Genomic DNA, 23,884 nt, shown 5'->3' with positions numbered 1-23,884 from the left:
ACGCCGCCGGCCCGGGCCTCATTCGCCAAGCAAGGGAGACCATGGCCAACACGATTCTCGAGATGCGCAACATCTCGAAGTCCTTCCCCGGCGTCAAGGCGCTGCAGGATGTCTCGATCAGCGTCGAGGAGGGATCCGTCCACGCGATCTGCGGCGAGAACGGCGCAGGCAAGTCCACGCTCATGAAGGTCCTCTCGGGGGTGTACCCGCACGGGACCTTCGAGGGCGAGATCGTCATGAACGGCGAACCCGTCGAGTTCCGGTCGATCAACGACTCCGAAGCGGCCGGCATCGTCATCATCCACCAGGAGCTGGCGCTGTCGCCCTACCTGTCGATCGCCGAGAACATCTACCTCGGCAACGAGCGGCAGAAGCGCGGGTTCATCGACTGGAACGAGACGAACCTGGAGGCGGCCAAGCTGCTCGCCCGGGTGGGTCTCCACGACAACCCGATCACCAAGATCAAGGACATCGGCGTCGGCAAGCAGCAGCTGGTCGAGATCGCCAAGGCGCTGTCCAAGGAGGTGAAGATCCTCATCCTCGACGAGCCCACCGCGGCGCTCAACGACGAGGACTCCGCGCACCTCCTCGACCTGATCCGTCAGCTCCAGTCGCACGGGATCACGGCGATCATCATCAGCCACAAGCTCAACGAGATCAAGGCGATCGCCGACCGGGTGACCATCATCCGCGACGGCCGCACGATCGAGACGCTCGAGATGGGCACAGAGGGCACCAGCGAGGAGCGCATCATCAAGGGGATGGTGGGCCGGGATGTGGCGAGCCGCTTCCCCGACCACGTGCCCCACATCGGCGAGGAGCTGCTCCGGGTCGAGGACTGGACCGTGCATCACCCGCTCGACCGCACCCGCACGGTGGTCGACAACGTCAGCTTCCACGTGCGCGCCGGCGAGATCGTCGGCATCGCGGGCCTCATGGGAGCGGGGCGCACCGAGCTCGCGATGAGCATCTTCGGCCGCAGCTACGGGGTCGGGATCAGCGGGCGCGTCTACAAGCGCGGCCAGCAGATCTCGGTCAGCACGGTGTCCAAGGCGATCGCCAACGGCATCGCCTACTCGACCGAGGACCGCAAACACTTCGGGCTCAACCTGATCGACAACATCCAGCGCAACATCTCCATCGCCGCGCTCGACAAGCTCGTCAACTGGTTCAAGTTCGTCAACGACCAGCGGGAGTCGCTGGTGGCGGAGGAGTACCGCCGGACGATGAACATCAAGACACCGAACGTGCTGACGCTCACCGGGAAGCTCTCCGGCGGAAACCAGCAGAAGGTCGTGCTGTCGAAGTGGATGTACGCCGACCCGGATGTGCTCATCCTCGACGAGCCCACCCGCGGTATCGACGTCGGCGCGAAGTACGAGATCTACACGATCATCGACCGGCTCGCGGACCAGGGGAAGGGCATCATCGTCATCTCCTCCGAGCTGCCGGAGCTGCTCGGCATCTGCGACCGCATCTACACCCTGAGCGAGGGCCGCATCACCGCCGACGTCCCGCGCGAGAAGGCAACCGCCGAATACCTCATGCAATTCATGACCCAGGAACGCGAGAAGAACACCGCATGAAATCGCTCACGAAAGCCCTCAGCTACCTGACCAGCCAGTTGCGTCAGATCGGGCTGTTCATCACCCTGATCGCCATCGTGATCTTCTTCCAGATCGCGACGGGCGGCATCACCCTCGCGCCGATCAACGTGTCGAACCTGATCGTGCAGAACAGCTACATCCTCATCCTCGCGATCGGCATGGTGATGGTCATCATCGCCGGCCACATCGACCTGTCGGTGGGGAGTGTCGTGGCGTTCATCGGGGCGATGGCGGGTGTGTTCATCTCCGAATGGCACCTGCCGTGGCCGCTCGCGATCGTGTTCTGCCTGGTGCTCGGAGCTCTGGTCGGAGCGTGGCAGGGATTCTGGATCGCGTACTTCGGCATCCCGGCCTTCATCGTCACCCTGGCCGGCATGCTCGCGTTCCGTGGCGCGGCGCAGATCGCTCTGGGCAACCAGCAGATCTCGTTCTTCCCGAAGGAGTTCCGCGCGATCGGTTCCGGCTTCCTGCCGGCGTTCGGCACCACAGGCTACGAGCCGCTGACGATGGTCCTCGGTCTGCTCGCGAGCATCGCGATCCTGGTGTCGTCGCTTCGCCAGCGCGCCGTCCGGCGCAAGTACGACCTCGAGGACGAGCCGCTGTGGTGGTTCGTGGTGAAGCTCGTCTTCCTGATAGCCCTGGTGCTCGTGATGACGGTGCTGCTCGCCAGCTACAACGGCACCCCGATCGTGCTGATCATCCTGGCCGTGCTGGTCGTCGGCTACTCGGCGATCATGAACCGCTCCGTGTTCGGCCGTCACATCTACGCGATCGGCGGCAACCTGGCCGCTGCCGCCCTCTCCGGCGTCAAGACCAAGCGGGTCACCTTCCTGCTGTTCGTCAACATGGGCGTGCTGTCGGCCGTGGCCGGTCTCGTGTTCACGGCGGGCCTGAACCTGGCCAGCCCCAGCGCGGGCAACGGGTTCGAGCTGGATGCGATCTCCGCCGTCTTCATCGGTGGCGCGGCGGTCACGGGCGGTATCGGCACAGTGACCGGCGCCATCATCGGTGGTCTGATCATCGGCGTGCTGAACAACGGCATGTCGATCCTGGGTATCGACAGCGACTACCAGTTGCTCATCAAGGGCCTGGTCCTGCTCGCCGCGGTCGCGTTCGACGTCTACAACAAGCGGCGGTCCGTCGGGCAGTAACCTTCCGGCATGAAGGCGATCACCGTCAGCGATCCCGCCGCTGGAGTCGCGGGAATGAGAGTGGAGGAGCGCCCGGCGCCGCACGCGGCCGAGAACGATGTCATCGTCCGCGTGCGCGCCGCCGGGTTCACCCCGGGCGAGCTGGAGTGGCCGGCCACCTGGACGGACCGGGCCGGCCACGACCGCACCCCGGCCATCCCCGGGCACGAGCTCGCGGGCATCGTGACCGGGCTCGGGTACGGCACGACCGGCCTGACCGTGGGTCAGCGCGTGTTCGGGCTGGCCGACTGGGCGCGCGACGGAACGCTGGCCGAGTTCGTCGCGGTGGAGGCCAGGAACCTGGCCCCGCTGCCGGCCGATGTGGACTTCGTGACCGCGGCGAGCCTCCCGATCTCCGGTCTCACCGCCTGGCAGGCGCTGTTCCAGCACGGCGGCATCCAGGCGGGACAGACGGTGCTCGTCACCGGAGCCGCGGGAGGCGTCGGGTCCCTCGTCGTCCAGCTCGCGCGCGAGGCCGGAGCCGTCGTCATCGGCACCGGGCGGGCGGGTCACCGCGATCGTGCGACCGAAGCGGGCGCCCACGTCTTCGTGGATACGGAAGAGCTCGACGCGGCCGGATCCGTGGACCTGGTCGTCGACGTGCTCGGCGGCGACGTCGGTGCCCGGGCCCTTGGGCTGGTGCGACCGGGCGGCCGGTTCGTCACGATCGCCGCGCCGCCCGCGTCGGAGCGGCCGGACGTCACGGCACTGTTCTTCGTCGTGGAACCGAGCCGCGTCGAGCTGGAGCAGCTGGTCGCCCGCGTCCGTGCCGGCGCGTTGCGCAGCTTCATCGGGGACGTCGTCGAGCTGGACGGCGCCCCCGCCGCGTTCGCCGGCCGCGGTTCGCGGAACGGCAAGACGATCGTGAGGGTGGCGGACTAAGGCCGGCCATCCCGCATCTCCTCCGTCTCCGTCACTCCGGAGCGGCGCAGACGGAGGGTCTGCGCCGCGCGCGCCCGCGAATCACCTCCGTTGGGCGCCGGCACGCGCCGAGCACCCGAGATCTCCTCCTTTCCCGCGCAGGAGGGGATCGCCGCCGCCGCCCTCGGCGGGCTATCCTCGCCCCGTGATGGTGAGGGCCGGTGGGGCTTTCCAGCGCATCCCGTGAGGGGGAGCCGATGACGTTCCACGAACTCCATCGCGGCGACCGGCCGCTTCTGCTGCCCAACGCGTGGGATGTGGGGTCGGCGATCGCCTTCGCCGCGGCGGGCTTCCCGGCGATCGGCACGACGAGTTTCGGTGTGAACGCGGCATCGGGCCGCCCGGACGCGGAGAGTGCTGGCCGGGAGGCGACGCTCGCCCTTGTCGAGCGGATCACCGCGCTCCCGGCGTACATCTCGGCCGATATCGAGGACGGCTTCAGCGACGACCCGGAGGAGGTCGCCGACCTCGTCGCAGGCCATGGCGTCGCGGGTGTGAACCTGGAGGACTCCGCCGGCGGCCATCTCGTCGACCCCGCCATCCCCGCGGCCAAGATCGCGGCGGTCACGCGGAGCGCACCCGACGTGTTCGTCAACGCGCGGGTCGACTCCTACTGGTTCCACGAGGAGGCGACCGTCGACGCCGTCGCCGAGCGGGCGAAGCGGTACGCCGACGCCGGAGCGGACGGCATCTTCGTGCCGGGCGTCTCGGACCCGGCGACGATCGAGCAGCTGGCGGCGGCCATCACGCTTCCCCTCAACGTGCTCGTCGTGCCGGGCCTCGGCCTCGACCGCCTCGGTGAGCTGGGGGTGCGACGGGTGAGCACCGGCTCCCTGCCGTACCGGGTCGCGATCGACGCGGCAGTGGATGTCGCGGCAGCGGTGCGGGACGGCCGCGAGCTCCCGACAGCAACCTCCTACGCGGAGGCGCAGCAGCGGCTGATCGACTTCGCGCGAGCGGCGCCGGAGCCGTGAGGCTCCGACGCCGCCCGTCGTCTGTTCCCGGTGCCGGCTACTTCGCACCGAGCCCGGTCTGGCGCTTCGCGATCGACGGTGCCGCACCGACGAACTTCGCCAATGTGACGGTGTCGACGTTCGGCCCGTACGCCGTGGCGTTGCCCAGGGTGAGCGCGCCGCCGTCGGTCGAAAGCGTCAACGGGACCGTCTTGTCCCAATAGCTGCTCCACGAGTAGTTGTGGCGGAAAGCGGCGCGGGTGGTGGCTCCGCCGGCCTCCGTCACATCCAGGAAACGGCTGATCACCTGCGGGTTGTAGTTGATCGCCGCCGACTTGTCGGCGTTGGCTGCGCCGAGGACCAGCTGGTAGTCGCCCGCCGCGAAGCCGCTCGGCCGCGGCACAGTCAGCGTGTTCGCCGGGCCGTTTCCGAGGTAGCCGACGTGGCGGACCACGCCCTGCGCATCCGCGGAACCGTTCGAGCCGGCCGGGTCGGTCTGCGCGACCGCAGCGCCGGACAGAGGGAGAGCCTCGGCCTCGCTGCGGAAGACGAGAGCCGCATCCGCGTCGGCCGCCTTCTGCGCCGCACCCCGGATCGTCGACACATCGCCGACGAGCACGGTGCCCGCCGTCGCGCGGACGGTGAGCTCGTTCACTCCCTGCGGGAGGAACAGCCGCACGGTCGCATCGAAGACGCCCGGCCCGGTGGAGGTCGGAAGGGCCACCGTCCGGCCGTTCACGACCAGGGAGGGTGTCGCCCCGCGACCCGTCGACGCGAAGTGCGTCGTCACGTCGTAGTAGCCCGTCTCCGCAGTGGTCGCGTAGAAGGTGGCGGCGCCGTCGCCCGTCACCGAGGCGTAGCCCCGCGCGGCCGGCTGCTTCCAGGAGAGGGTCGCCCCGCCGGAGAGGCGGGCGTCGACGGCCGGGTACGTCGCCCGCTCACCCGAGGTGACGTCGTGGAGGTCGAACCGGTCGAGCGTGATGTCCGCACCCGGAAGTAGGGTCGTCCCGTCGACGCTCGCCCGCAGCGACAGAGCGTGAGTGCCCGCGGTCAGGTGGATCGTGGCATCCGCCGTCCCGCGGTATCCCCAGCCGAGATCGGCGGAGTACTTCACCAGCTGGCCGAAGGCGCCGTCGACGAACAGCGCGTGCTGCCCGGGCGACGCGTTCGTGCCGCTGAGCACTGACAGCCGGTAGTTGCCGGTCGTCGGCACGGTCACGTTCCAGGTCGCGGAGGAGCCCGCGCGGTTGAACGAGCCGACGTCCTTGCCGCCAGAAGCCATGAAGGACCACTCGCGCGACGGGTCCTGCGTGTAGACGGTCGCGTCCGCGAGAGTCGCGTTCTCGGCCTCCGTGCTGTTCACCAGGTCTGCCGACACGGGTTGCGGATCGGTGAGTCGCGGCGTGATCTCCAGCTGGTACGCCGAGTACCGGTCACTGTTCGGAACGTTCACCGAGAGCCGGCCGTCTGTGACCTCCGCGGTCGTCGACAGGATCACCGGAGGCTGGAGCGAGGCGCCCTCCGCGCCATTGAGGCGGTCGGCGCGGACGCGCACGTCGACGGTCGAGCCGAAGGTGGATGCGTCGAGTCCCTTCACGTCGACCGCCACGTCCGAGGATCCTCCGCCGAACAGCACGGTGGCCGTGCGAGCACCGGTGTCGATGGCGGCGAGGCCCTGGAGGGAGTCCGGCGTGTGCAGCTTCGGCGGGGTGACCTGCGCGGTCGTGGAGCCGGCGAGGTCGCCGTACCAGTTGAACATCCACCATCCGCCGTTCGCGCCGTTGTTGCGCGAGGAGTTGTCGGAGAGGTTGCCCGCGTAGTTCCAGTACGCCGTCTGCGCGTCGACCTTCTCGCTCTCGAACATCGAGATCCACTGGATGAGCTGGCCGGGCACGCCCATGTCGCGCAGCATCCCGAACTCGGTGATGTTGACGGGGATGGGCGCGATACCTAGCCGCTGGAGCAGTGCCGTGTACTCGTCGTGGTGGCCTCGGAAGGTTGCCAGGTTGTTCGTGCCGAGTTCGTGCCAGATGAAGATGTCCGGGAGTTCGGAGTGCGCTTTGGCGTAGGCGAGGAAGTCGGCGCTCCGGTCGGGGTGCCAGACGGAATCGCCCGGGCCCCCGACGCGGGCGTGCCCGAGGCCGTGCTCGGCGTAGACGCCCTGGATCACCTGGTAGGCGGCCGACCAGTCGGCGAGGAACTGGTCCTTCTGCGTCGACCAGTTCGGGTACCAGTTGCCGCCGTCGGGTTCGTTGAACGGGATGAAGACGTACTTCTCGGGATGCTTCGACGTCGTCGCGACGTCCTCGACGACCTTCTTGAGGATGGGGAGGTAGTCCCAGACCCCGTCGCCGTTCGCGTCGCCCGGCCGTGTGCCGCTGTTGTAGGGCCAGTCCGGATACATGTCCTGCGCGTAGACGTAGAGGTCCTGGCCTCCGCCGGCGAAGAAGGACGACTCGACCTGCAGCGCGTCGCCGTTGGGATGCTGAGCACCGAAGGGCGGCTTCTGCGACGTGTTGGTGATGTGGGCGCCGTTCAGGACGGACTGGCTCGGAACCCCGTCGTCGCCGAGGCCGTAGAGCGTGCCGGTGGCGCCACCCCGGAAGGCGCCGGTGGTCTGGGAGAAGTCGACACCGAGGTGGTCGACGCCGGCGGCGCCGGCGGGAAGGGCCGAGAGGCCGCTCACCGCGAGGGCGAGCCCGGCAGTGATGGCGATCGAGGGCGGGAGGATGCTGCGCAGGCGGCGCCTGCGGTGTGTTCCGTTCACGCGGTACTCCTTCGTACGGATCGGTTGGACGGTTCCGGGCTCGCGTCGGGTCTCCACCGTGGAGCGCCACTCTGAAACCGCTATCATGATAGCGATATCGCCAAGGCTTGCAAGTATCCATATCGCCCAATGACCGTGGCGCTGATAGCGCTATCAGAAAAAGACTTGCGCAGCGGTCTGATAGCGCTATCATGAACCGACGCGGCAGCCGGCCGCCACCATCCACGATGACGAGGAGACCGATGACCGACCGCCTGAGCTGGGGCACCGAGAAGCTGACCGTCGAGATCGAATGGTCCGCCGACTCCGCACCCCGAATCGCCGCGGTCGAGCACGACGGGTTGCGGCTCGACATGCCCGCGGGGCTTCCGCTGGTCGACGTGCTCGCGGTCAACCAGGGGCACTCGCTCGCCAGCGATCGGCTGGTCCACACGGCGATCGGGCACGACCTCCGCTATGCCGGCCACGACGAGGCGGCCACCGCCACCGGATCGGCCCTGCGGGTCCGGCTCGACCACGTACAGACCGGCCTCCGCATCGAGCTGCTCCTCGAACTCACCGACGGCCTGTCGGTGCTCCGTTCGTCTGCCACCGTCCTCAACGACGGTCACGAACCCGTCGTGCTCCGCTCCATCCCATCGCTCGCGCTCTATCTCGGCGGCAACGGCCGCAGCAGCATCCGCGAGTGGGAGGTCTACCACGCGCTCAGTGACTGGCTGGGCGAAGGGCGGTGGGTGCGCGAGCCGCTCAACGGCGTCCGCTTCCCGCGCCTCGAACAGCAGCTGACCAACCACAACCCGCGCGGAGAGTTCAGCGTGATCTCCTCCGGCACCTGGTCCACCGGCAAGCACCTGCCCGTCGCGGCGGTGCGGTCGACGCGGCTCGGAGCCGCCTGGGCCTGGCAGATCGAGCACAACGGCGCCTGGCGCTGGGAGCTGGGGGAGGACACCGCGAGCGGCTATCTCGCCCTCTCCGGGCCCACCGACACCGACCACCAGTGGAGCGAGGAACTCCGGCCCGGCGAGTCGTTCACCACGGTCACCGTCGCCCTGGCTCTCGCCCGCGACGTCACGTCGGCGATCGGCCAGCTGACCGCCTACCGGCGCGCACACCGGCGGCCCCATCCCGACAACAGCGCGATGCCCGTCGTCTTCAACGACTACATGAACACCCTGAACGGCGACCCGACGACGGAGAAGCTGCTCCCGCTCATCGACGCGGCCTCCCGCGTCGGCGCCGAAGTGTTCTGCATCGACGCGGGTTGGTACGACGACAGCGGCGAATGGTGGGACACCGTGGGGGAGTGGATGCCGAGCACCACACGTTTCCCCGGCGGGCTCTCGGAGGTCATCGACCACATCCGAGACGCCGGGATGGTGCCCGGCCTCTGGCTCGAGCCCGAGGTCATCGGGGTGAACAGCCCGATGGCCGACCGTCTGCCCGACGGCGCCTTCCTGCAGCGCAAAGGCGAGCGCGTGGTCGAGCACCACCGCTACCACCTCGACCTCCGCCATCCGGCGGCGCGCGAGCACCTGGACTCCGTCGTCGACCGGCTCGTGCACGAGTTCGGGATCGGCTTCTTCAAACTCGACTACAACATCAACCCGGGGCCGGGGACGGATCGGGATGCGGACAGCGTCGGCGCCGGACTGCTGGCCCACAACCGCGCCCACCTCGACTGGCTGGACGGCGTGCTCGACCGCCACCCCGGTCTCGTGCTCGAGAACTGCGGTTCCGGGGCGATGCGCTCCGACTACGCCATGCTCTCCCGGCTGCAGATGCAGTCCACCTCCGACCAGCAGGACTTCCTCAAGTACCCGCCGATCGCGGCGAGCGCGCCCGCGGCGATGCTGCCGGAGCAGGCGGCGAGCTGGGCGTATCCGCAGCCGGAGATGACGATGGAGGAGGTCGCCTTCTGCCTCGCCACCGGACTCCTCGGCCGCTACTACGTGTCCGGGCATCTGGCGCGGATGGACGCCGAGCGACTGGCGCTCGTCGCCGACGCGGTCGGGGTCGCCAAGCAGCTGCGCGGCGAGCTCACCGCATCCACCCCCTTCTGGCCGCTCGGCATCCCCACCTGGGACGCAGGGTGGACCTCGCTGGGGCTCGCGATCGACGACGGCGCCCTGGTGACCGTCTGGAACCGCGACCCGGCGACACCCGAGACCCGGCTCTCCCTTCCGGCGTTCGCCGGACGGGAGCTCACGGTCTCGACCGTCTTCCCGCGATCCCTTCCCGACTGGGAGACCCACTGGGACGCGGGGACAGGAGAACTCACCGTCACCAGCCCCACCGGCGAGGTCGGCGCGCGGGTCCTCCGCCTCCAGGCCGCGACGAACATCGCGTCCGCACCGCATTCCGCAACCCGAACCCAGTAGCGCTACCGTCGCTACGTCACTCAAGGAGAGCAGTTCAATGAAGATCGCTTGGAAGGGAGCCGCCTCGATCGCGGCCATCGCCGCCGCCGCGGCGCTCGTGCTGTCGGGGTGCAGCGACCCCGGATCCGGAGGCGGCAGCGCGGGCAGCGCGTCGTGGCCGGCGCAGGACACCAAACTCGACGGCGTCGACCTCACCATCTGGGCCGCGCAGAACTCGAACAAGACCCCCGAGAGCGTGATCACGGGCTTCGAAAAACTGACCGGCGCGAAGGTGAAGGTCGTCACCATCCCCGACCCGTACGAGCAGGGCGTACAGACCAAGGTCGCTACGGGTGACAAGCCAGACCTCGCCTTCTGGCAGCCCACGGCTTCCGAGCTCACGGCGCTCAACGCGACGCAGAACCTGCAGTCGCTGGAGGGCGCTCCGTGGGTGAAGAACTACACCGGCAACCTGGCCGACATGACGGGCACGCTGGACGGCACGCGCTACGCCGCCCTGGTGACCACCCCGGCCGTCATCGGCGTCTACTACAACAAGGAGGTGTTCTCGAAGAACGGGATCACCGCCACCCCGAAGAACTGGGACGAGTTCATCGCCCTGGCCGAGCAGCTGAAGGCCAAGGGAGTCGACCCCTTCTACGAGATGGGCGGCGACAAGTGGGCCACCCAGTGGTGGGTGCAGGCGCAGCTGGCCGACGCCGCCAAGGACGGCCTCTGGGACAAGGTGAACAAGAACGAGGAGAAGTTCACCGACCCGACCATCCAGGGCGCGATCGACAACTATCAGAAGCTGATCCAGCAGGGGCTGTTCAACGCCGACATCAAGACCGCGACATTCGTCGACCAGGGGAACGCACTGCTCGGAGGCAAGGCGGCCATGGCGATGCAGGTCAACTCGTTCTTCGGCGAACTGCAGGCCACCTCCAACACCGAGGAGCTGAACAAGAAGATCGGATTCTTCCCCATCTCGCCGAAGGGCAACGTCGGCACGTACATCCCGGACCAGTCGAACGCCCTCGTCGCCTTCAAGACGGGTGACAGCAAGCGGGAGGCCGCCGCCCGTCAGTTCCTCAGCTACTGGCTCGGAGACGGGTACGCCGACTTCGTGAAGGCGCAGTCGACCGTGTCCCTGATCAAGGGCGTCGACACCCCCAGCAGCGTCCCCACCGCCCTCACCGATGTGGCGGCATCCCTCGACGGGTCGGTCGGTTCGATGCAGGCGCTCGCCGTCGCGAACCCCGACCTGTACCTGAACCTCGCCGACATGATCCAAGGGACCAAGACCCCGGTCCAGGTGGCAGAGGCGACACAGGCGCAGTTCGCACAGCTCGCGAAGGCGCAGGGAGTCAAGGGCTTCTAGCCGACGGGCGTCGGGGCGGACTCCCCACCCGCCCCGGCGCTCCCCGACCACTCGCAGAAAGGCAGACACCGTGACCGCCCAACTCGCCCCGCCCGCCCCCGCGGCCGCGCCGACGGCCCGCCCGAGTGCGCCGCGACCGCGAGGCCGCCGACGGCAGGACCACCCCGCTTGGTTCCTGGTGCCCGCGCTCCTCGTCTTGATCGTCTTCTTCTTCGTCCCGACGATCTTCAACTTCGTGTACGCGTTCACGAACTGGTCCAGCTTCCACAGCGACATCGGCTTCGTCGGCACCGACAACTTCGCCGCCCTCTTCACCAACGGCAGCCTGCTGAACGACCTCCGGATCACGCTCGTCTACGCCATCCTCGTCGCCGTGTTCCAGAACGTGTTCGGCCTGGTCCTCGCGCTCGTGCTGGAGCGCGACACCCCGATCAACCGCTTCGCGCGCGTCGCCTTCTTCGTCCCCGTCGTGATGTCGGCGCTCGCCGTCGGCTACATCTTCCAGGCGATGCTGAAGCCCGAGGGCGCGCTCAACCAGATCCTCGGCTTCGTCACCGGCCAGCACGTGTCCATCGCCTGGCTCGGCAGCACCACCTGGACCATCGTGGTCGTCGCCCTCATCCACGCGTGGAAGTGGATGGGCCTCTCCATGCTGATCTACCTGGCCGGCCTCAAGACCATCAACGAGGACATCCTGGAGGCCGCGCGCCTCGACGGCGCCGGCTGGTGGACGACGTTCCGCACCATCCGGTTCCCCCTCCTCGCCCCCGCCGTGACGTTCAACGTCGCGACCGCCTTGCTCGGCTCGATGAACGGCTTCGACATCGTCCAGGCGACGACGGGAGGCGGCCCCGGTGGAACGACCGAGCTGCTCAACATCTTCATCTTCCGCACGTTCGGGCAGGGACTGTTCGCGCAGGCGACCACCATGAGCCTCACCCTGTTCCTCATGGTGACGGTCCTGGCCTTCCCGGTCATCTACTTCCTCCGCAGAAGGGAGAACGTGCTGTGAGCGCGCTCGCCTCCACCACCCGCCGTCGCCGCCGGCCCCTGAAGCCGTCGCGCGTCGTCCAGCCGATCGTCGCCATCCTGCTGGTCGTGCTCCTGCTCGGCATCCCCTTCTGGCTGGTCGTCGTGACCGCGGGAAAAGACCAGGCCGAGGCCCTCAACCCCAGCCTGGCGCTGCCGACCAGCTGGCACCTGCTGCAGAACTTCGCGACCGTCCTGGACCAGGGACGCATGGTCCCCGCCTTCTTCGGCAGCCTGCTCATCATGCTGCCGTCGGTGTTCGGCGTCCTCCTCCTCGGCGCGATGGCGTCGTGGATCCTGGGCCGACGGCGCGGGCGCGCGATCTCGTTCGTCTACGCGCTCGGCATCAGCGGGATCGTGCTCCCGCCCGCCGTCGTGACCATCGTGCTCCTACTCCGCCAGCTGGGGCTCGCGGGCACGGCCGTCGGGATGATCGGCGTCTACATGGGCATGTACATGTCGACCGTCATCTTCTTCGTGACGGGTTTCGTCCGCACCATCCCGGTGGAACTGGAGGAGGCGGCGCGCGTGGACGGGGCCGGCCCGGTGAAGGTGTTCTTCCGTGTCATCCTGCCGCTCCTGACCCCGACGCTCGCGACAGCGACCATCCTCATCTGCCTGTACATCTGGAACGACGTCTTCTACGCGCTGTTCGTGGTCGGGGGGCGGCTTGACACCCTCCCGCTGAACCTCTACCAGGTCGCCAGCGCCGGTCTGTACCTGCAGAACTGGCACCTGATCTTCGCCTACATCATCCTGATGAGCCTTCCGCTGCTGATCACCTTCACGGTGATGCAGCGCCGCATCATCTCGGGCATCACCAGCGGGGCCGTGAAGTGACGGAGCGGGGCGCGTGGCTATGCTGAGGGCGATGCCGAACAACGCGCCGAAACCGCCCGTGATCAGCGACGTCGCGCGCCGCGCCGGCGTCTCGGTCCCGACGGTGTCGCGCGTCCTCAACGGCGCGGCGTACGTGTCCGACGAGAAGCGCTCACGTGTCATGGAGGCGATCCGGGAGCTCGACTTCCGTCCCTCCGCCGCCGCACGCGCGCTGGTGGCCCGTCAGCCGCGGCTCATCGCCGTGATCGCAGGCAACACCTCCCGATACGGGTACGCCGAGACCATCCGCGGTATCGAGGAACGCGCCCGCGCGGCCGGCTACACCGTGAGCATCACGGTGGTGGAGTCCGCCGACGATGAGACCGTCGACGGGGCCGTGTCGCTCGTCCTCGACCAGCCGATCGCCGGCGTCGTTGTCCTCAAATTCGACCCGCCGGGAGTGGCGGCGCTGCATCGGCTGCCGAAGTCCATCCCGACCGTGTCGATCTCCGGCGTCCGGGAGTCGGGGGTTCCCCAGGCGGTGCTCGCCGAGGCGGACGCCGCGGAAGAGGTCGTCGACTACCTCCTCGAACTCGGCCACTCCACCGTCCATCACGTCCGAGTACCGCCGTCGCGCAAGGAGGACGGCCGCACGACCGGCTGGAAGCGGGCGCTGACCGCCCACGGAGCCCCGGTTCCCCCGCCGGTCGACGCCACCTGGGAGCCGGAGTCCGGGCGCGAGATCGGACGTGCCCTCGCCGAGGACCCGACCGTCACGGCCGTGTTCTGCGGCAACGACGAGATCGCGATGGGAGTCATCCGTGGTCTCGTCGAGAAGGGCAAGCGCGTGCCGCAGGACGTCAGCGTCGTCGGGTTCGACGACCATCCTCTCGCCCGGATGTGGAGCCCGCCGCTGACCACGGTGGACCAGGACTTCGTCGGGCTCGGCTCCCGCGCCTACGACCTGCTCGAGGGCGTGATCGCGGGCGGCAAGGTGCGGAAGTTCTCCTCGGAGCGCCCGACCGTCGTCATCCGCGAGAGCACGGCGCCGCCGCCCGCCTGACGACGGGAGTGATGCCTGATCGCGGCCCCGCCGGACCGGGGGCGTATGACTGGAGCATGACGAACACTGCTGCCACCACCGACGGCTGGACGGGCGCCTGGGCCGGCGATCCCGGCGAACTGGTGTACGGGCTCGACCTGTCGCGGTTCGCGGACGGCGACGGCGACGGTTTCGGCGACTTCGCCGGGGCGATCGAGCACCTCGACTACGTCGCCTCGCTCGGCGTGACCTGGATCTGGCTGCTGCCGTTCTATCCCAGCGCCCGGCGCGACAACGGCTACGACGTCGACGACCATCTCGCCGTCGACCCTCGGTTCGGGGACATCGACAGCCTGCGCGCCTTCCTCGACGCGGCGCACGAGCGGGGGATGCGCGTCCTCATCGACGCGGTGCTGCACCACACCTCCGACCGGCACGCCTGGTTCCGCGCGGCCGTCGACGCGCCGGACTCCACCGCCGGACGCTTCTTCATCTGGAGCGAGGACGACTCGGTCGAGCCGGGCGACCATCCGATGTTCCCGGGCGAGGACGACGCGGTCTGGGCGTACGAGCCCCGGGCCGGCCGGTACTACCACCACCAGTTCTACGAATTCCAGCCGGACCTCAACGCAACGGATCCGGACGTGTTCGAGGAGATCGTCCGGGTGCTGAGCTACTGGCTGGAGGTCGGCGTCGACGGCTTCCGCATCGACGCGGCCCTCCTGATCGTGCAGGGCAAAGGCCGGCCGGACACGGATGTGGACGACGGCTCCTTCTTCGACCGCCTGCGCGCACGCCTCCGCGAGGTGAAGCAGGATGTGGCGCTCATCGCCGAGGCGGACGAGTCGCCGGAGCTCATGGCGGCCCTCGTCGAACGCGGCCGGTTCGAGGCGGTCATCGACTTCACGCTGAACAACTCACTGATCCTCGCGCTCACCCGGGGTCGGGCGCAGCCGCTCGTGGACGCCCTCCGACGCCTTGACGACACCATCCCGCCCGATGCGCGGCTCAACTTCGTGCACAACGCCGACGAGCTCGACCTCCAGCAGTTGAGCGACGACGAGCGCAAGGAGGCGTTCGAGCATTTCGCGCCCGAGCCGTCCATGCTGATCTACGGGCGCGGCATCCGTCGTGGCTGGGCGCCGATGATGCAGCCCGATCAGCGGGTGCGCATGACCCTGAGCCTCCTGTACGCGCTGCCGGGCGTCCCGCTGCTGCTCGCCGGCCAGGAGCTCGGAGTCGGCGACGACCTGAGCATCGAGGGACGCGGAGCGGCCCGGACCACGATGCAGTGGGACGACTCGCGGTGGGGCGGGTTCACGAGCGCGGAGGAGTCGCCCCTCACGCTGCCGGCGCAGGTCGACGGGCCGTACGGATTCCGGGAGGTGAACGTGCGGGCGCAGGAGGGCGACCCGGCGTCGCTGCTGACCCTCGTGCGGAGGATCGCGGAGCTCCGCCGGGAGAAGGGGGCGGGTGCAGCCGGATGGACGGCGCTCGACGTGGGCGCCCCCTCCGTCCTCGCCCTGCGGCGGGACGGGCTCCTCACCGTGCACAACCTGTCGGACGAGTCCGTCGAGCTCGATCTCGGCCGTCACCTCGACCTGGGTGGCGAGCCGGAGGCGCCGCTCGCGGAGGGCTGGGACGGCCGCGTGCTCGGCCCGTACGGCTTCGCGTGGCTGTCCCTGTGAGCGCATCCGACGGAGTGTCGACGGCGGGATGACCCGCTCGACACCGCGTACAGCGTTGCCGCCGGCCGGCTCCGCCTAGCATCGCAGTGCGCGCGGCCCGTCGTGGAAGGCCGCGCGCACCTTCTTCCCCTGGGCGGCCTTCGCTAGACGGCGCGGATGGTCCAGGATGCGGTGGCCGATGCTCCCGGTTCGAGCACGATGAGGTCGGTGCCCGAGTTGTAGGCGTCCGGCGGGCACGTCATCGGCTCGACGGCCAGTCCGAGTCGGTTCAGCTCGGGGACGGGCTGGTCGGCCGTGTGGATCTGCACCCACGGGCAGTCCTCGCCCCAGGCGAGTTCCACTCCGGTGCCCTCCGCGGTCGTGACACGGACGACGGCCACGCCGTCCGCCGAGCGGGTGAGGCCCGTGAAGGCGTGGTCGATGAAGGTGTCGCCGATGGTCCGGGGCGTGCGGAAGTCCCAGTCGCCGCCCTGCTCGGTCGCGACGTCGGCGAGGCCGGTCGGGATCAGGCGGTCCTCGGTGACGGTGAGCACCTGGTCGGCGGGGAGGGACAGCGTCCAGTCGTCCACTCGGCCGTCGCCCGCGACGAGGTACGGGTGCGGGCCGGTGCCCCACGGGGCGCGCGTCGGCCCGGTGTTCGTGCCGGTCACCGTCGTGTGCAGGCCCTCCTCGTCGAGCGAGAACGCGACCGTCACCTCCACGCGGTGCGGGTAGCCGGCCTGCGCCTCGATGGTCGCGGCGAACGTCACGCTGTCGGCGGCTCGATCGACCGCGACGAAGTCGAGCCACGCCGCCAGTCCGTGCAGGGCGTGCCCGCGGGTGGGCTCGGTGAGCGCGAGCTGCTGCTCGACGCCGTCGAAGGTGTAACGGCCGTCGACGACCCGGTTCGGCCAGGGTGCGAGGGTGGCGCCGCGGAACGCGGGACGCACCTCGTCGGCCTCGAACGGGACGACGAGGTCGCGTCCGTCGAACTGGAGCGTCCGCAGGGTGGCGCCGACCGACGCGATGGTCGCGTGGTAGTCGCCCGCCGTGAGGCCGAAGTGGGTACCGGAGATGGGTGTGCTCATCCGCCCATTCTCTCCAACGATGCACCCAAGCCAACAGCTCCTGAGTTTTTCGGGCGAATGAGTCGCTTGAGACCGAAAGACTCAGGAGCTGTTGGCTTGCGTCAGGTGGAGGCGCGGAGGGCGGCGTAGAGGTCGGCGCGAGCGGCGAAGGACGTGAGGTCGCGACCGAGCAGCCGCTCCGCCTCGGCGACGCGCGCACGGAGGGTGTGACGGTGGATGCCGAGCTTCCGGGCGGCGACGTCGTACACGCCGTCCGAGTCGAGCCAGGTGCGCAGGACGCCCGGCAGCGACGGATCCGCGGCGGTCAGCGGGCGGAGCGCGCTCTGCGCCACCGCGCGGGCGTCCGGCGTGTGCAGCAGCGCCAGCATCCCGGCCCCGGCCACGTCTTCGAACGACGGGATGGGGTCATCGGCGGTTGCGCGGCCGCGCGCCGCGATCGCCTGCTCCAGAGCGGCGGGCAGCGCATCCAGCTCGGCCGGAGCCGACAGCCCGCCGCGCAGGTCGAACCGCACCGCGATGGCCGAGGCCGCGTCGTCGTCGCCGAGCACGAGCAGGTCGCCGCCCTCCCGCGCGAAGAAGCCGGAGGCGTTGCTCCCGAGCCAGTCGAGCGCGGCGGCGATCGCCGGGCCGCTCAGCACGGCGACGCGGAGCGGCGCGGCGGGGAGCGCCCCCAGCACAGGCTCGGCGACGGACGCGGCGACACCCAGGTCGCCGGCGAGCAGGGCGCGCCACACCGCCGTGCGGAGGCGTTCCCGTGCCGCGTCGGCGGCCCGCGACTGCTCGAGCGCCAGCCCGGCCAGGGCGACGACGCCGGTCACGACCTGTTGTGCGGCGGCATCCAACCCGTCCGACCCGACGGCCAGGACACCACGGAGGCGCCCGGCGGCGCCGAGTGTCTGCAGGGCGAACGGTCCGGCGTCGGTCCCGACCGTACCCGCGGCGCGACGGCCGCTCCGCAGCAGCGGGTCGGCGGCGTCCGCGAGCGCCTTGCGTGCCCGCGCGTCGAGCACACCCGACGGGTAGCTGCGCGCAACGGCGCCGTCGCCGCCGACGAGCGCGACCGGTCGCTCGATCTGCCGCGACAGCTCGGACAGCACGGCGCCGAGGGCATCCGGCCGCAGGGCCGCGAGCGAGATCGCGCGCGACGCACGCAGCGCCCAGGTGCTGCGGGCGTACGCATCGGCCGCCACGCGGTCGGCCACGAAGCGCGCGATCGCGATGAACGGCGTCCGGTAGGGCACCTCGAACAGCGGGAGGCCGTGCCGGGTGCACGCCTCGACGAGCGCTGCCGGCGCCCCGTCACGGACCACCTCCGTCCCGAAGCCGAGCGCCGCGATGCCGTGTTCGGCCAGCCGGCCGACGTACGGCTCTGCGTCCTCCGGCGGCTCCGTCACCAGCAGCACCTGGCCGCGCGACAGGAAGGGCGTCGGGTCGGGGAGGTCCGAGCTGTGCGCCCAGGCGAGGGACGCATCCGGGTCGCCCACTCCGGCGGGGGTCAGCAGGCGCAGGCCCAGCTCGCCGCGCGCGAGCAGCTGGGTGAGGGTGGCGGGCATCGTGCTCCATCTGCCAGGGTGTCGATCCCCGACGCTGTGATTGTACGTCGCGTCCAGGTCGCGGTTCGCGCCGACTTCTTACATTCGACACATGACCATCCTCGACACCGCCATCGACACCCCCGTCGGCGGACCCTCGCTCCCGCAGGAGCGCCGGCTCGTCACCCCGATCCCCGGCCCCGAGTCGCGCAAGCGCGCCGAGCGCAAGGCCCAGGCCGTCGCCGCCGGCGTCGGCACGACCATCCCCGTCTACACGGTCGCAGCGGGAGGCGGCGTGCTGGTGGATGTGGATGGCAACTCCCTCATCGACTTCGGCTCCGGCATCGCCGTGACCGGCGTCGGCAACTCGGCCCCGCGCGTCGTGGACGCCGTCAGCGCGCAGGTCGCGGCCTTCACCCACACCTGCTTCACCGTCGCCCCGTACGACTCGTACGTCGACGTCGCCGAGGCGCTCAACCGGCTGACCCCCGGCGACTTCGCCAAGCGCAGCGCCCTGTTCAACTCGGGGGCGGAGGCCGTCGAGAACGCCGTCAAGATCGCCCGCCACTACACGGGCAAGCAGGCCGTCGTCGCGTTCGACCACGCGTATCACGGCCGCACCAACCTCACGATGGGCCTCACCGCCAAGAACCAGCCCTACAAGAACGGCTTCGGACCGTTCGCCCCGGAGATCTACCGCGCACCGCTCAGCTACCCGCTGCGCGACGGCGGCCTCTCCGGCGCCGAGGCGGCGAAGCGCGCGATCACCATGATCGAGAAGCAGATCGGCGCAGCGAACCTGGCCGCGCTCATCATCGAGCCGATCCAGGGCGAGGGCGGCTTCATCGTCCCGGCCGACGGCTTCCTCCCCGCCCTGCAGCAGTGGGCGAACGCCAATGGCGTCGTCTTCATCGCCGACGAGGTGCAGACCGGCTTCGCCCGCACGGGCACCATGTTCGCCTCCGAGCAGTTCGGCATCGTCCCCGACCTCATCGTCACCGCGAAGGGGATCGCGGGCGGCCTCCCGCTGTCGGCCGTCACCGGTCGCGCCGAGATCATGGACGCACCGCAGGTCGGCGGCCTCGGCGGCACCTACGGCGGCAACCCGCTCGCCTGCGTCGCCGCGCTCGCCGCGATCGAGACCTACGAGCAGGAGGACCTGGCGGCCCGCGCCCGGCAGATCGGCGACATCCTGTTCGAGAAGCTCGGCGCCCTGCGCGATGCGGACGCCCGTGTCGCCGAGGTGCGCGGCCGCGGTGCGATGGTCGCGATCGAGCTCGTCGACCCCGCAACCGGTGAGCCGGATGCCGCGCTCACCGCGAAGGTCGCCGCCGCGGCCCACGCGGCCGGTGTCGTGCTGCTCACCTGCGGCACATACGGCAACGTCATCCGCTTCCTCCCTCCGTTGAGCATCCCGGACCACCTCCTCATCGAGGGCCTGGACGTCATCGCAGAGGCGGTGGCGGGCGCATGACCATCATCGACACCACCGCCGAGCTGACCGCACGCGAGGCCGAGCTGCTCGCCCGCGTGCCCGACGGCCTGTTCATCGCGGGCCGCTGGGAGGCGGGCTCCCGCGACCCGATCCAGGTGCAGGACCCGGCCACCGGACGCGTCATCAAGCGCATCGCCAACGCCGATCCTTCGGACGGGATGCGCGCGCTGGATGCCGCGGTCGCCGCCGCCGACGAGTGGGCCGCCACCGCGCCCCGCGTCCGCGCCGAGATCCTCCGCCGCGCCTTCGACCTGCTGCAGGAGCGCCGGGACGACTTCGCCCTGCTGATGACGCTCGAGATGGGCAAGCCGCTCGCCGAGGCGAACGGCGAGGTCACCTACGGCGGCGAGTTCCTGCGCTGGTTCTCGGAGGAGGCGGTGCGCATCTCCGGCCGCTTCGGCCAGAACCCCGAGGGCACCGGCACGATGGTCGTCTCGCAGCGCCCGGTCGGCCCGTGCTTCCTGATCACGCCGTGGAACTTCCCGCTCGCCATGGCCACCCGCAAGATCGCCCCCGCGCTCGCCGCGGGCTGCACGGTCGTGGTGAAGCCCGCCGAGCTGACGCCCCTGACCACGCTGTTCTTCGCTCAGCTGCTCGCCGACGCCGGTGTGCCCGCCGGCGTCGTGAACGTCATCCCGACGAGCACGGCGCGCACGGTCTCCGAGCCGATCATCGCCGACCCGCGCCTGCGCAAGCTGTCGTTCACGGGATCGACCCCGGTCGGCCGGTCGCTGCTCGCCCAGGCCGGCCAGAACATCCTGCGCACCTCGATGGAGCTGGGCGGAAACGCGCCGTTCGTCGTGTTCGGCGACGCCGACCTCGACAAGGCGGTGGAGGGCGCGATGCTCGCGAAGTTCCGCAACATCGGCCAGGCCTGCACGGCGGCGAACCGGTTCATCGTCCACGAGTCGGTCGCCGACGAGTTCGCCCGCCGTGTCACCGAGAAGGTGCAGGCGCTGCGGATCGGGCGCGGCACCGAGGAGGGCGTCACCATCGGGCCGCTGATCGACGACCGTGCCGTCGCATCCATGTCGGCCCTGGTCGACGATGCGGTGGGCCGCGGCGCCCGCGTGCTCACCGGCGGCGGCGCGCCGGAGGGCGACGGCTACTTCTTCGAGCCGACCGTGATCGTGGATGTGCAGCCCGGCAGCGAGATCCTCCGCGAGGAGATCTTCGGGCCGATCCTCGCGATCACCACCTTCTCGACCGAGGACGAGGCGGTGGCCGCGGCGAACTCCACCGAGTACGGCCTCGTCGGCTACGTCTTCACCCAGGACCTGGCTCGCGGCCAGCGGATGATCGACCGCATCGACACCGGGATGATGGGTCTCAACACGGGCCTGGTGTCCAACGCCGCTGCCCCGTTCGGCGGCGTGAAGCAGTCGGGCCTCGGCCGCGAGGGCGGCCTGGAGGGCATCCACGAGTACCTCAGCACGAAGTACACGCTGATCCCGGCCTGATCGGGACGACGGGGGAGAGCGCGCCGATCAGTCGGCGCGCTCTTCTGCGTTCAACTCCTGCTTCACGTCGTGCTCGATGAGGACCGGGACGAAGTCGCGGACCGGCGCCCCCTCGAACTCCTCGTGGTGCTTCTCGACCAGCTCGTCGATGCGCTCGCGCGGCACCTGCGGATAGCGCTCGGCGAGCCGCTCGGCGGCGTGCTCGACGGCGAGGTCCTCTTCGCTGGCGTTCTGGCGGTCGTCGATCGTCATGGCGCGATTATGCACCCGCCGGGTTAACGAAGTGGAGGCCTTCTGCCAGGCTGATGCCATGGATGAGACCATCGAAGTAGTCGTCGTTCGCGTGTTCACGAACGAGAGCGGCCGTAACGGCAACGAGCTCGGCATCATCACGAGCTCCCCGGCCACGGCGTCCCGCGAGCAGGACATCGCCAACGCGCTCGGCTTCAGCGAGACCGTGTTCGTGGATGCGCTGGACGAGGCGGGGCGTGCCGCCACGATCCGCATCTTCACGCCGGCGCGCGAGCTGCCGTTCGCGGGCCACCCGAGCGTCGGCACGGCCTGGTGGCTGTCCGATCAGCGGACCCCGGTCGACGTGCTGCGAGAGCCCGCCGGAGATGTCGAGGCCACCGTCGACGACGACACCGCGTGGATCACCGCCCGCGCCGAGTGGGCGCCCACCTTCGAGTGGCTCGAGCTGCAGTCGCCGGAGGATGTGGACGCGCTCGACCCGTTCGCGTTCACCTCCGGCCACCACTACGCCTACGCGTGGATCGACGAGGCGGCGGGGACGCTGCGCTCGCGGATGTTCGCGCCGGACATGGGGATCATCGAGGACGAGGCGACGGGCGCGGCGGCCATCGCGCTGACGGCGCGCCTGGGCCGGCCGCTCAGCATCCTGCAAGGCGAGGGGTCGCAGCTGGCGACCGAGCCGCTGGGCGACGGCCGCATCCGCGTCGGCGGGACCACGGTCTACGACCGCACGATCGAGGCGACGCTCTAGCAGCGGTCTCCGAAACGCGGCACGCCGCCATCCCGAGCGGGATGACGGCGTGCTGCGCCTGTGGAAGGGGCGTGCCTACTCGGCGACGCCCATGTACTCCGCGGCCTCGTCCGGGGTCTGCGCCGCCGAGTCGAGGCGGTCGCGCAGCGCACGGCCGAGCGACGCATCCACGTTCGTCCAGTACTGGATGGCGCGCTCGCGGATGTCCTCGCGCTTCACACCGCCGACGGCGCCGGCGATCGTGTCGAGGAACCGGGCTCGTGCCGTGTCGTCGAACACCTCGCGGTAGAGCGCGCCGGCCTGACCGAAGTCGTCGTCCTCCGCGTGCAGCGTCGCCGCCGAGCGGACGAGCGCGCCGTCGGACTCCCACGAGCCCTCACCCGCACGCTCCGCCTGGGCGGACGGACCGCCGAACGAGTTGGGCGCGTACACCGGGGCGTCCGCGGGCTTGAAGCCGTGGCGTGCCGCGCCGTCCTGCGAGTAGTTGTGGACGGGTGCGACCGGGCGGTTCACCGGCAGTTCGTTGTAGTTGGTGCCCACGCGGTAGCGCTGGGCGTCCGGGTACGAGAACACGCGGGCCATCAGCATCTTGTCCGGGCTGATGTCGATGCCAGGAACGGTGTTGGCGGGCGAGAACGCGGCCTGCTCGATCTCGGCGAAGAAGTTCTGCGGGTTCTCGTTGAGGGTGTGGATGCCGACCTCGATCAGCGGGTAGTCGCTGTGCGGCCACACCTTGGTCAGGTCGAACGGGTTGAAGCGGTACGTCTTGGCGTCCTCGTACGGCATGACCTGGACGGACACGCGCCACGCCGGGAAGTCGCCGCGCTCGATCGCCTCGTACAGGTCGCGGCGGTAGTGGTCCGCGTCGGCGCCGGCCAGCTGCTCGGCCTCGACGCCCGTGATCTCCTCGTTGCCCTGCAGCGAGTGGAAGTGGTACTTCACCCAGAAGCGCTCGCCGGCCGCGTTGATCCACTGGTAGGTGTGCGAGCCGTAGCCCGGCATGGTCCGCCATGAGCGGGGGAGACCGCGGTCGCCCATGAGGTAGGTGACCTGGTGGGCCGACTCGGGCGACAGCGTCCAGAAGTCCCACTGCATGTCGGCGTCGCGGAGGCCGGATCCGGGGAGGCGCTTCTGCGAGTGGATGAAGTCGGGGAACTTGATGCCGTCGCGGATGAAGAAGACGGGGGTGTTGTTGCCGACGATGTCGTAGTTGCCCTCGGTCGTGTAGAACTTCACCGAGAAGCCGCGCACGTCGCGCCAGGTATCGGGCGAGCCCTGCTCGCCGGCGACGGAGGAGAACCGCTGGAGGGTGCGGGTGGCGGTGCCGGGCTGGAAGACCGCCGCCTTGGTGTAGGCCGTCACGTCGCCGGTGACGACGAACTCGCCGAACGCGCCGCCGCCCTTGGCGTGGACGATGCGCTCCGGGATGCGCTCGCGGTTGAACTGGGCGAGCTTCTCGACGAGGTAGCGGTCGTGCAGCGCGGTGACGCCGTCGCGGCCGGCCGTCAGCGAGTGGGCGTCGCTGGCGACGGGGGTTCCGGTCTGGGTCGTTGTGTAGTCGTCCGTCATTGTT

18 protein-coding genes are annotated in these 23,884 nt (G+C 69.9%); 13 read left to right on the top strand and 5 right to left on the bottom strand.

Annotated features, from left to right (window positions below):
- Window positions 1-41: 41 nt before the first annotated feature.
- From mmsA to BLR91_RS15250, 4 genes are all read left to right on the top strand, one after another.
- A complete protein-coding gene (mmsA, locus tag BLR91_RS15265; RefSeq protein ID WP_089880585.1) occupies window positions 42-1,586 on the top strand; it encodes a multiple monosaccharide ABC transporter ATP-binding protein in 1,545 nt (514 codons plus the stop codon).
- The gene (gene mmsB, locus BLR91_RS15260; protein WP_020075724.1) at window positions 1,583-2,758 is read left to right on the top strand and encodes a multiple monosaccharide ABC transporter permease; all 1,176 of its coding nucleotides are present in this window, start codon (window positions 1,583-1,585) and stop codon (window positions 2,756-2,758) included. Before mmsA ends, mmsB begins: the two co-directional genes overlap by 4 nt.
- A 9-nt stretch (window positions 2,759-2,767) precedes the next feature.
- Complete coding sequence (locus tag BLR91_RS15255; RefSeq protein ID WP_089880588.1) at window positions 2,768-3,679, top strand: NADP-dependent oxidoreductase; 912 nt, start codon at window positions 2,768-2,770, stop codon at window positions 3,677-3,679.
- Between the two features lie 236 nt (window positions 3,680-3,915).
- Window positions 3,916-4,692, top strand: coding sequence for an isocitrate lyase/PEP mutase family protein (locus BLR91_RS15250; protein WP_089880591.1), 777 nt, complete (start codon window positions 3,916-3,918; stop codon window positions 4,690-4,692).
- Between the two features lie 37 nt (window positions 4,693-4,729).
- Here the strand turns inward: BLR91_RS15250 and BLR91_RS15245 are convergent, their stop codons facing one another.
- Entirely contained in the window at window positions 4,730-7,438 is a 2,709-nt protein-coding gene (locus BLR91_RS15245; protein ID WP_089881781.1) for a CBM35 domain-containing protein, read from the bottom strand.
- A 242-nt stretch (window positions 7,439-7,680) separates the two neighbouring features.
- Between BLR91_RS15245 and BLR91_RS15240 the strand changes: the two genes are divergently transcribed.
- The 6 genes from BLR91_RS15240 (at window position 7,681) to BLR91_RS15215 (ending at window position 15,754) form a co-directional block, all read left to right on the top strand.
- Window positions 7,681-9,816, top strand: coding sequence for a glycoside hydrolase family 36 protein (locus BLR91_RS15240; RefSeq protein ID WP_089880595.1), 2,136 nt, complete (start codon window positions 7,681-7,683; stop codon window positions 9,814-9,816).
- 37 nt (window positions 9,817-9,853) lie between these two features.
- A complete protein-coding gene (locus BLR91_RS15235) occupies window positions 9,854-11,176 on the top strand; it encodes an ABC transporter substrate-binding protein (protein WP_089880598.1) in 1,323 nt (440 codons plus the stop codon).
- Between the two features lie 70 nt (window positions 11,177-11,246).
- Window positions 11,247-12,188: a carbohydrate ABC transporter permease gene (locus tag BLR91_RS15230; RefSeq protein WP_231918941.1), complete on the top strand. Its 942-nt coding sequence runs from the start codon at window positions 11,247-11,249 to the stop codon at window positions 12,186-12,188.
- Window positions 12,185-13,045, top strand: a complete 861-nt coding sequence (locus tag BLR91_RS15225; RefSeq protein WP_089880603.1) for a carbohydrate ABC transporter permease — start codon at window positions 12,185-12,187, stop codon at window positions 13,043-13,045. The genes BLR91_RS15230 and BLR91_RS15225 overlap by 4 nt, the downstream gene beginning before the upstream one ends.
- Window positions 13,046-13,076: 31 nt before the next feature.
- Window positions 13,077-14,087, top strand: coding sequence for a LacI family DNA-binding transcriptional regulator (locus BLR91_RS15220; protein WP_089880606.1), 1,011 nt, complete (start codon window positions 13,077-13,079; stop codon window positions 14,085-14,087).
- A gap of 56 nt (window positions 14,088-14,143) precedes the next feature.
- Window positions 14,144-15,754 carry an alpha-amylase family glycosyl hydrolase gene (locus BLR91_RS15215; RefSeq protein WP_089880610.1) on the top strand — a complete coding sequence of 537 codons (1,611 nt, stop codon included), beginning with the start codon at window positions 14,144-14,146 and terminating at the stop codon, window positions 15,752-15,754.
- A 143-nt stretch (window positions 15,755-15,897) separates the two neighbouring features.
- Here the strand turns inward: BLR91_RS15215 and BLR91_RS15210 are convergent, their stop codons facing one another.
- The gene (locus BLR91_RS15210) at window positions 15,898-16,821 is read right to left on the bottom strand and encodes an aldose 1-epimerase family protein (protein WP_089880614.1); all 924 of its coding nucleotides are present in this window, start codon (window positions 16,819-16,821) and stop codon (window positions 15,898-15,900) included.
- 101 nt (window positions 16,822-16,922) lie between these two features.
- Window positions 16,923-18,374, bottom strand: coding sequence for a PucR family transcriptional regulator (locus BLR91_RS15205; RefSeq protein WP_089880619.1), 1,452 nt, complete (start codon window positions 18,372-18,374; stop codon window positions 16,923-16,925).
- Window positions 18,375-18,465: 91 nt separating this feature from the next.
- Here BLR91_RS15205 and gabT point away from each other — a divergent pair, with 91 nt between their 5' ends.
- Both gabT and BLR91_RS15195 read left to right on the top strand, forming a co-directional pair.
- The gene (gabT, locus tag BLR91_RS15200; protein ID WP_089880622.1) at window positions 18,466-19,827 is read left to right on the top strand and encodes a 4-aminobutyrate--2-oxoglutarate transaminase; all 1,362 of its coding nucleotides are present in this window, start codon (window positions 18,466-18,468) and stop codon (window positions 19,825-19,827) included.
- Complete coding sequence (locus BLR91_RS15195; protein WP_089880625.1) at window positions 19,824-21,308, top strand: NAD-dependent succinate-semialdehyde dehydrogenase; 1,485 nt, start codon at window positions 19,824-19,826, stop codon at window positions 21,306-21,308. Before gabT ends, BLR91_RS15195 begins: the two co-directional genes overlap by 4 nt.
- Window positions 21,309-21,335: 27 nt before the next feature.
- Here the strand turns inward: BLR91_RS15195 and BLR91_RS15190 are convergent, their stop codons facing one another.
- Window positions 21,336-21,560 carry a three-helix bundle dimerization domain-containing protein gene (locus BLR91_RS15190; RefSeq protein WP_018189668.1) on the bottom strand — a complete coding sequence of 75 codons (225 nt, stop codon included), beginning with the start codon at window positions 21,558-21,560 and terminating at the stop codon, window positions 21,336-21,338.
- A 58-nt stretch (window positions 21,561-21,618) separates the two neighbouring features.
- On the opposite strand from BLR91_RS15190, the gene BLR91_RS15185 reads away from it, so the two are divergent.
- Entirely contained in the window at window positions 21,619-22,311 is a 693-nt protein-coding gene (locus tag BLR91_RS15185; protein WP_089880628.1) for a PhzF family phenazine biosynthesis protein, read from the top strand.
- A gap of 75 nt (window positions 22,312-22,386) precedes the next feature.
- Here the strand turns inward: BLR91_RS15185 and BLR91_RS15180 are convergent, their stop codons facing one another.
- The gene (locus tag BLR91_RS15180; RefSeq protein WP_089880631.1) at window positions 22,387-23,880 is read right to left on the bottom strand and encodes a catalase; all 1,494 of its coding nucleotides are present in this window, start codon (window positions 23,878-23,880) and stop codon (window positions 22,387-22,389) included.
- Between the last annotated feature and the right edge of the window lie 4 nt (window positions 23,881-23,884).

The sequence above is a fragment of the Leifsonia sp. 466MF genome (assembly GCF_900100265.1).
Classification (GTDB): Bacteria; Actinomycetota; Actinomycetes; order Actinomycetales; family Microbacteriaceae; genus Leifsonia.
This window is presented reverse-complemented; position numbering and strand designations above follow the sequence as displayed.

Coding starts and splice junctions, on each gene's coding strand:
- mmsA (WP_089880585.1), top strand. CDS start 42: ATGGCCAACACGATTCTCGAGATGCGCAACATCTCGAAGTCCTTCCCC.
- mmsB (WP_020075724.1), top strand. CDS start 1,583: ATGAAATCGCTCACGAAAGCCCTCAGCTACCTGACCAGCCAGTTGCGT.
- BLR91_RS15255 (WP_089880588.1), top strand. CDS start 2,768: ATGAAGGCGATCACCGTCAGCGATCCCGCCGCTGGAGTCGCGGGAATG.
- BLR91_RS15250 (WP_089880591.1), top strand. CDS start 3,916: ATGACGTTCCACGAACTCCATCGCGGCGACCGGCCGCTTCTGCTGCCC.
- BLR91_RS15240 (WP_089880595.1), top strand. CDS start 7,681: ATGACCGACCGCCTGAGCTGGGGCACCGAGAAGCTGACCGTCGAGATC.
- BLR91_RS15235 (WP_089880598.1), top strand. CDS start 9,854: ATGAAGATCGCTTGGAAGGGAGCCGCCTCGATCGCGGCCATCGCCGCC.
- BLR91_RS15220 (WP_089880606.1), top strand. CDS start 13,077: ATGCCGAACAACGCGCCGAAACCGCCCGTGATCAGCGACGTCGCGCGC.
- BLR91_RS15215 (WP_089880610.1), top strand. CDS start 14,144: ATGACGAACACTGCTGCCACCACCGACGGCTGGACGGGCGCCTGGGCC.
- BLR91_RS15210 (WP_089880614.1), bottom strand. CDS start 16,821: ATGAGCACACCCATCTCCGGTACCCACTTCGGCCTCACGGCGGGCGAC.
- BLR91_RS15205 (WP_089880619.1), bottom strand. CDS start 18,374: ATGCCCGCCACCCTCACCCAGCTGCTCGCGCGCGGCGAGCTGGGCCTG.
- gabT (WP_089880622.1), top strand. CDS start 18,466: ATGACCATCCTCGACACCGCCATCGACACCCCCGTCGGCGGACCCTCG.
- BLR91_RS15195 (WP_089880625.1), top strand. CDS start 19,824: ATGACCATCATCGACACCACCGCCGAGCTGACCGCACGCGAGGCCGAG.
- BLR91_RS15190 (WP_018189668.1), bottom strand. CDS start 21,560: ATGACGATCGACGACCGCCAGAACGCCAGCGAAGAGGACCTCGCCGTC.
- BLR91_RS15185 (WP_089880628.1), top strand. CDS start 21,619: ATGGATGAGACCATCGAAGTAGTCGTCGTTCGCGTGTTCACGAACGAG.
- BLR91_RS15180 (WP_089880631.1), bottom strand. CDS start 23,880: ATGACGGACGACTACACAACGACCCAGACCGGAACCCCCGTCGCCAGC.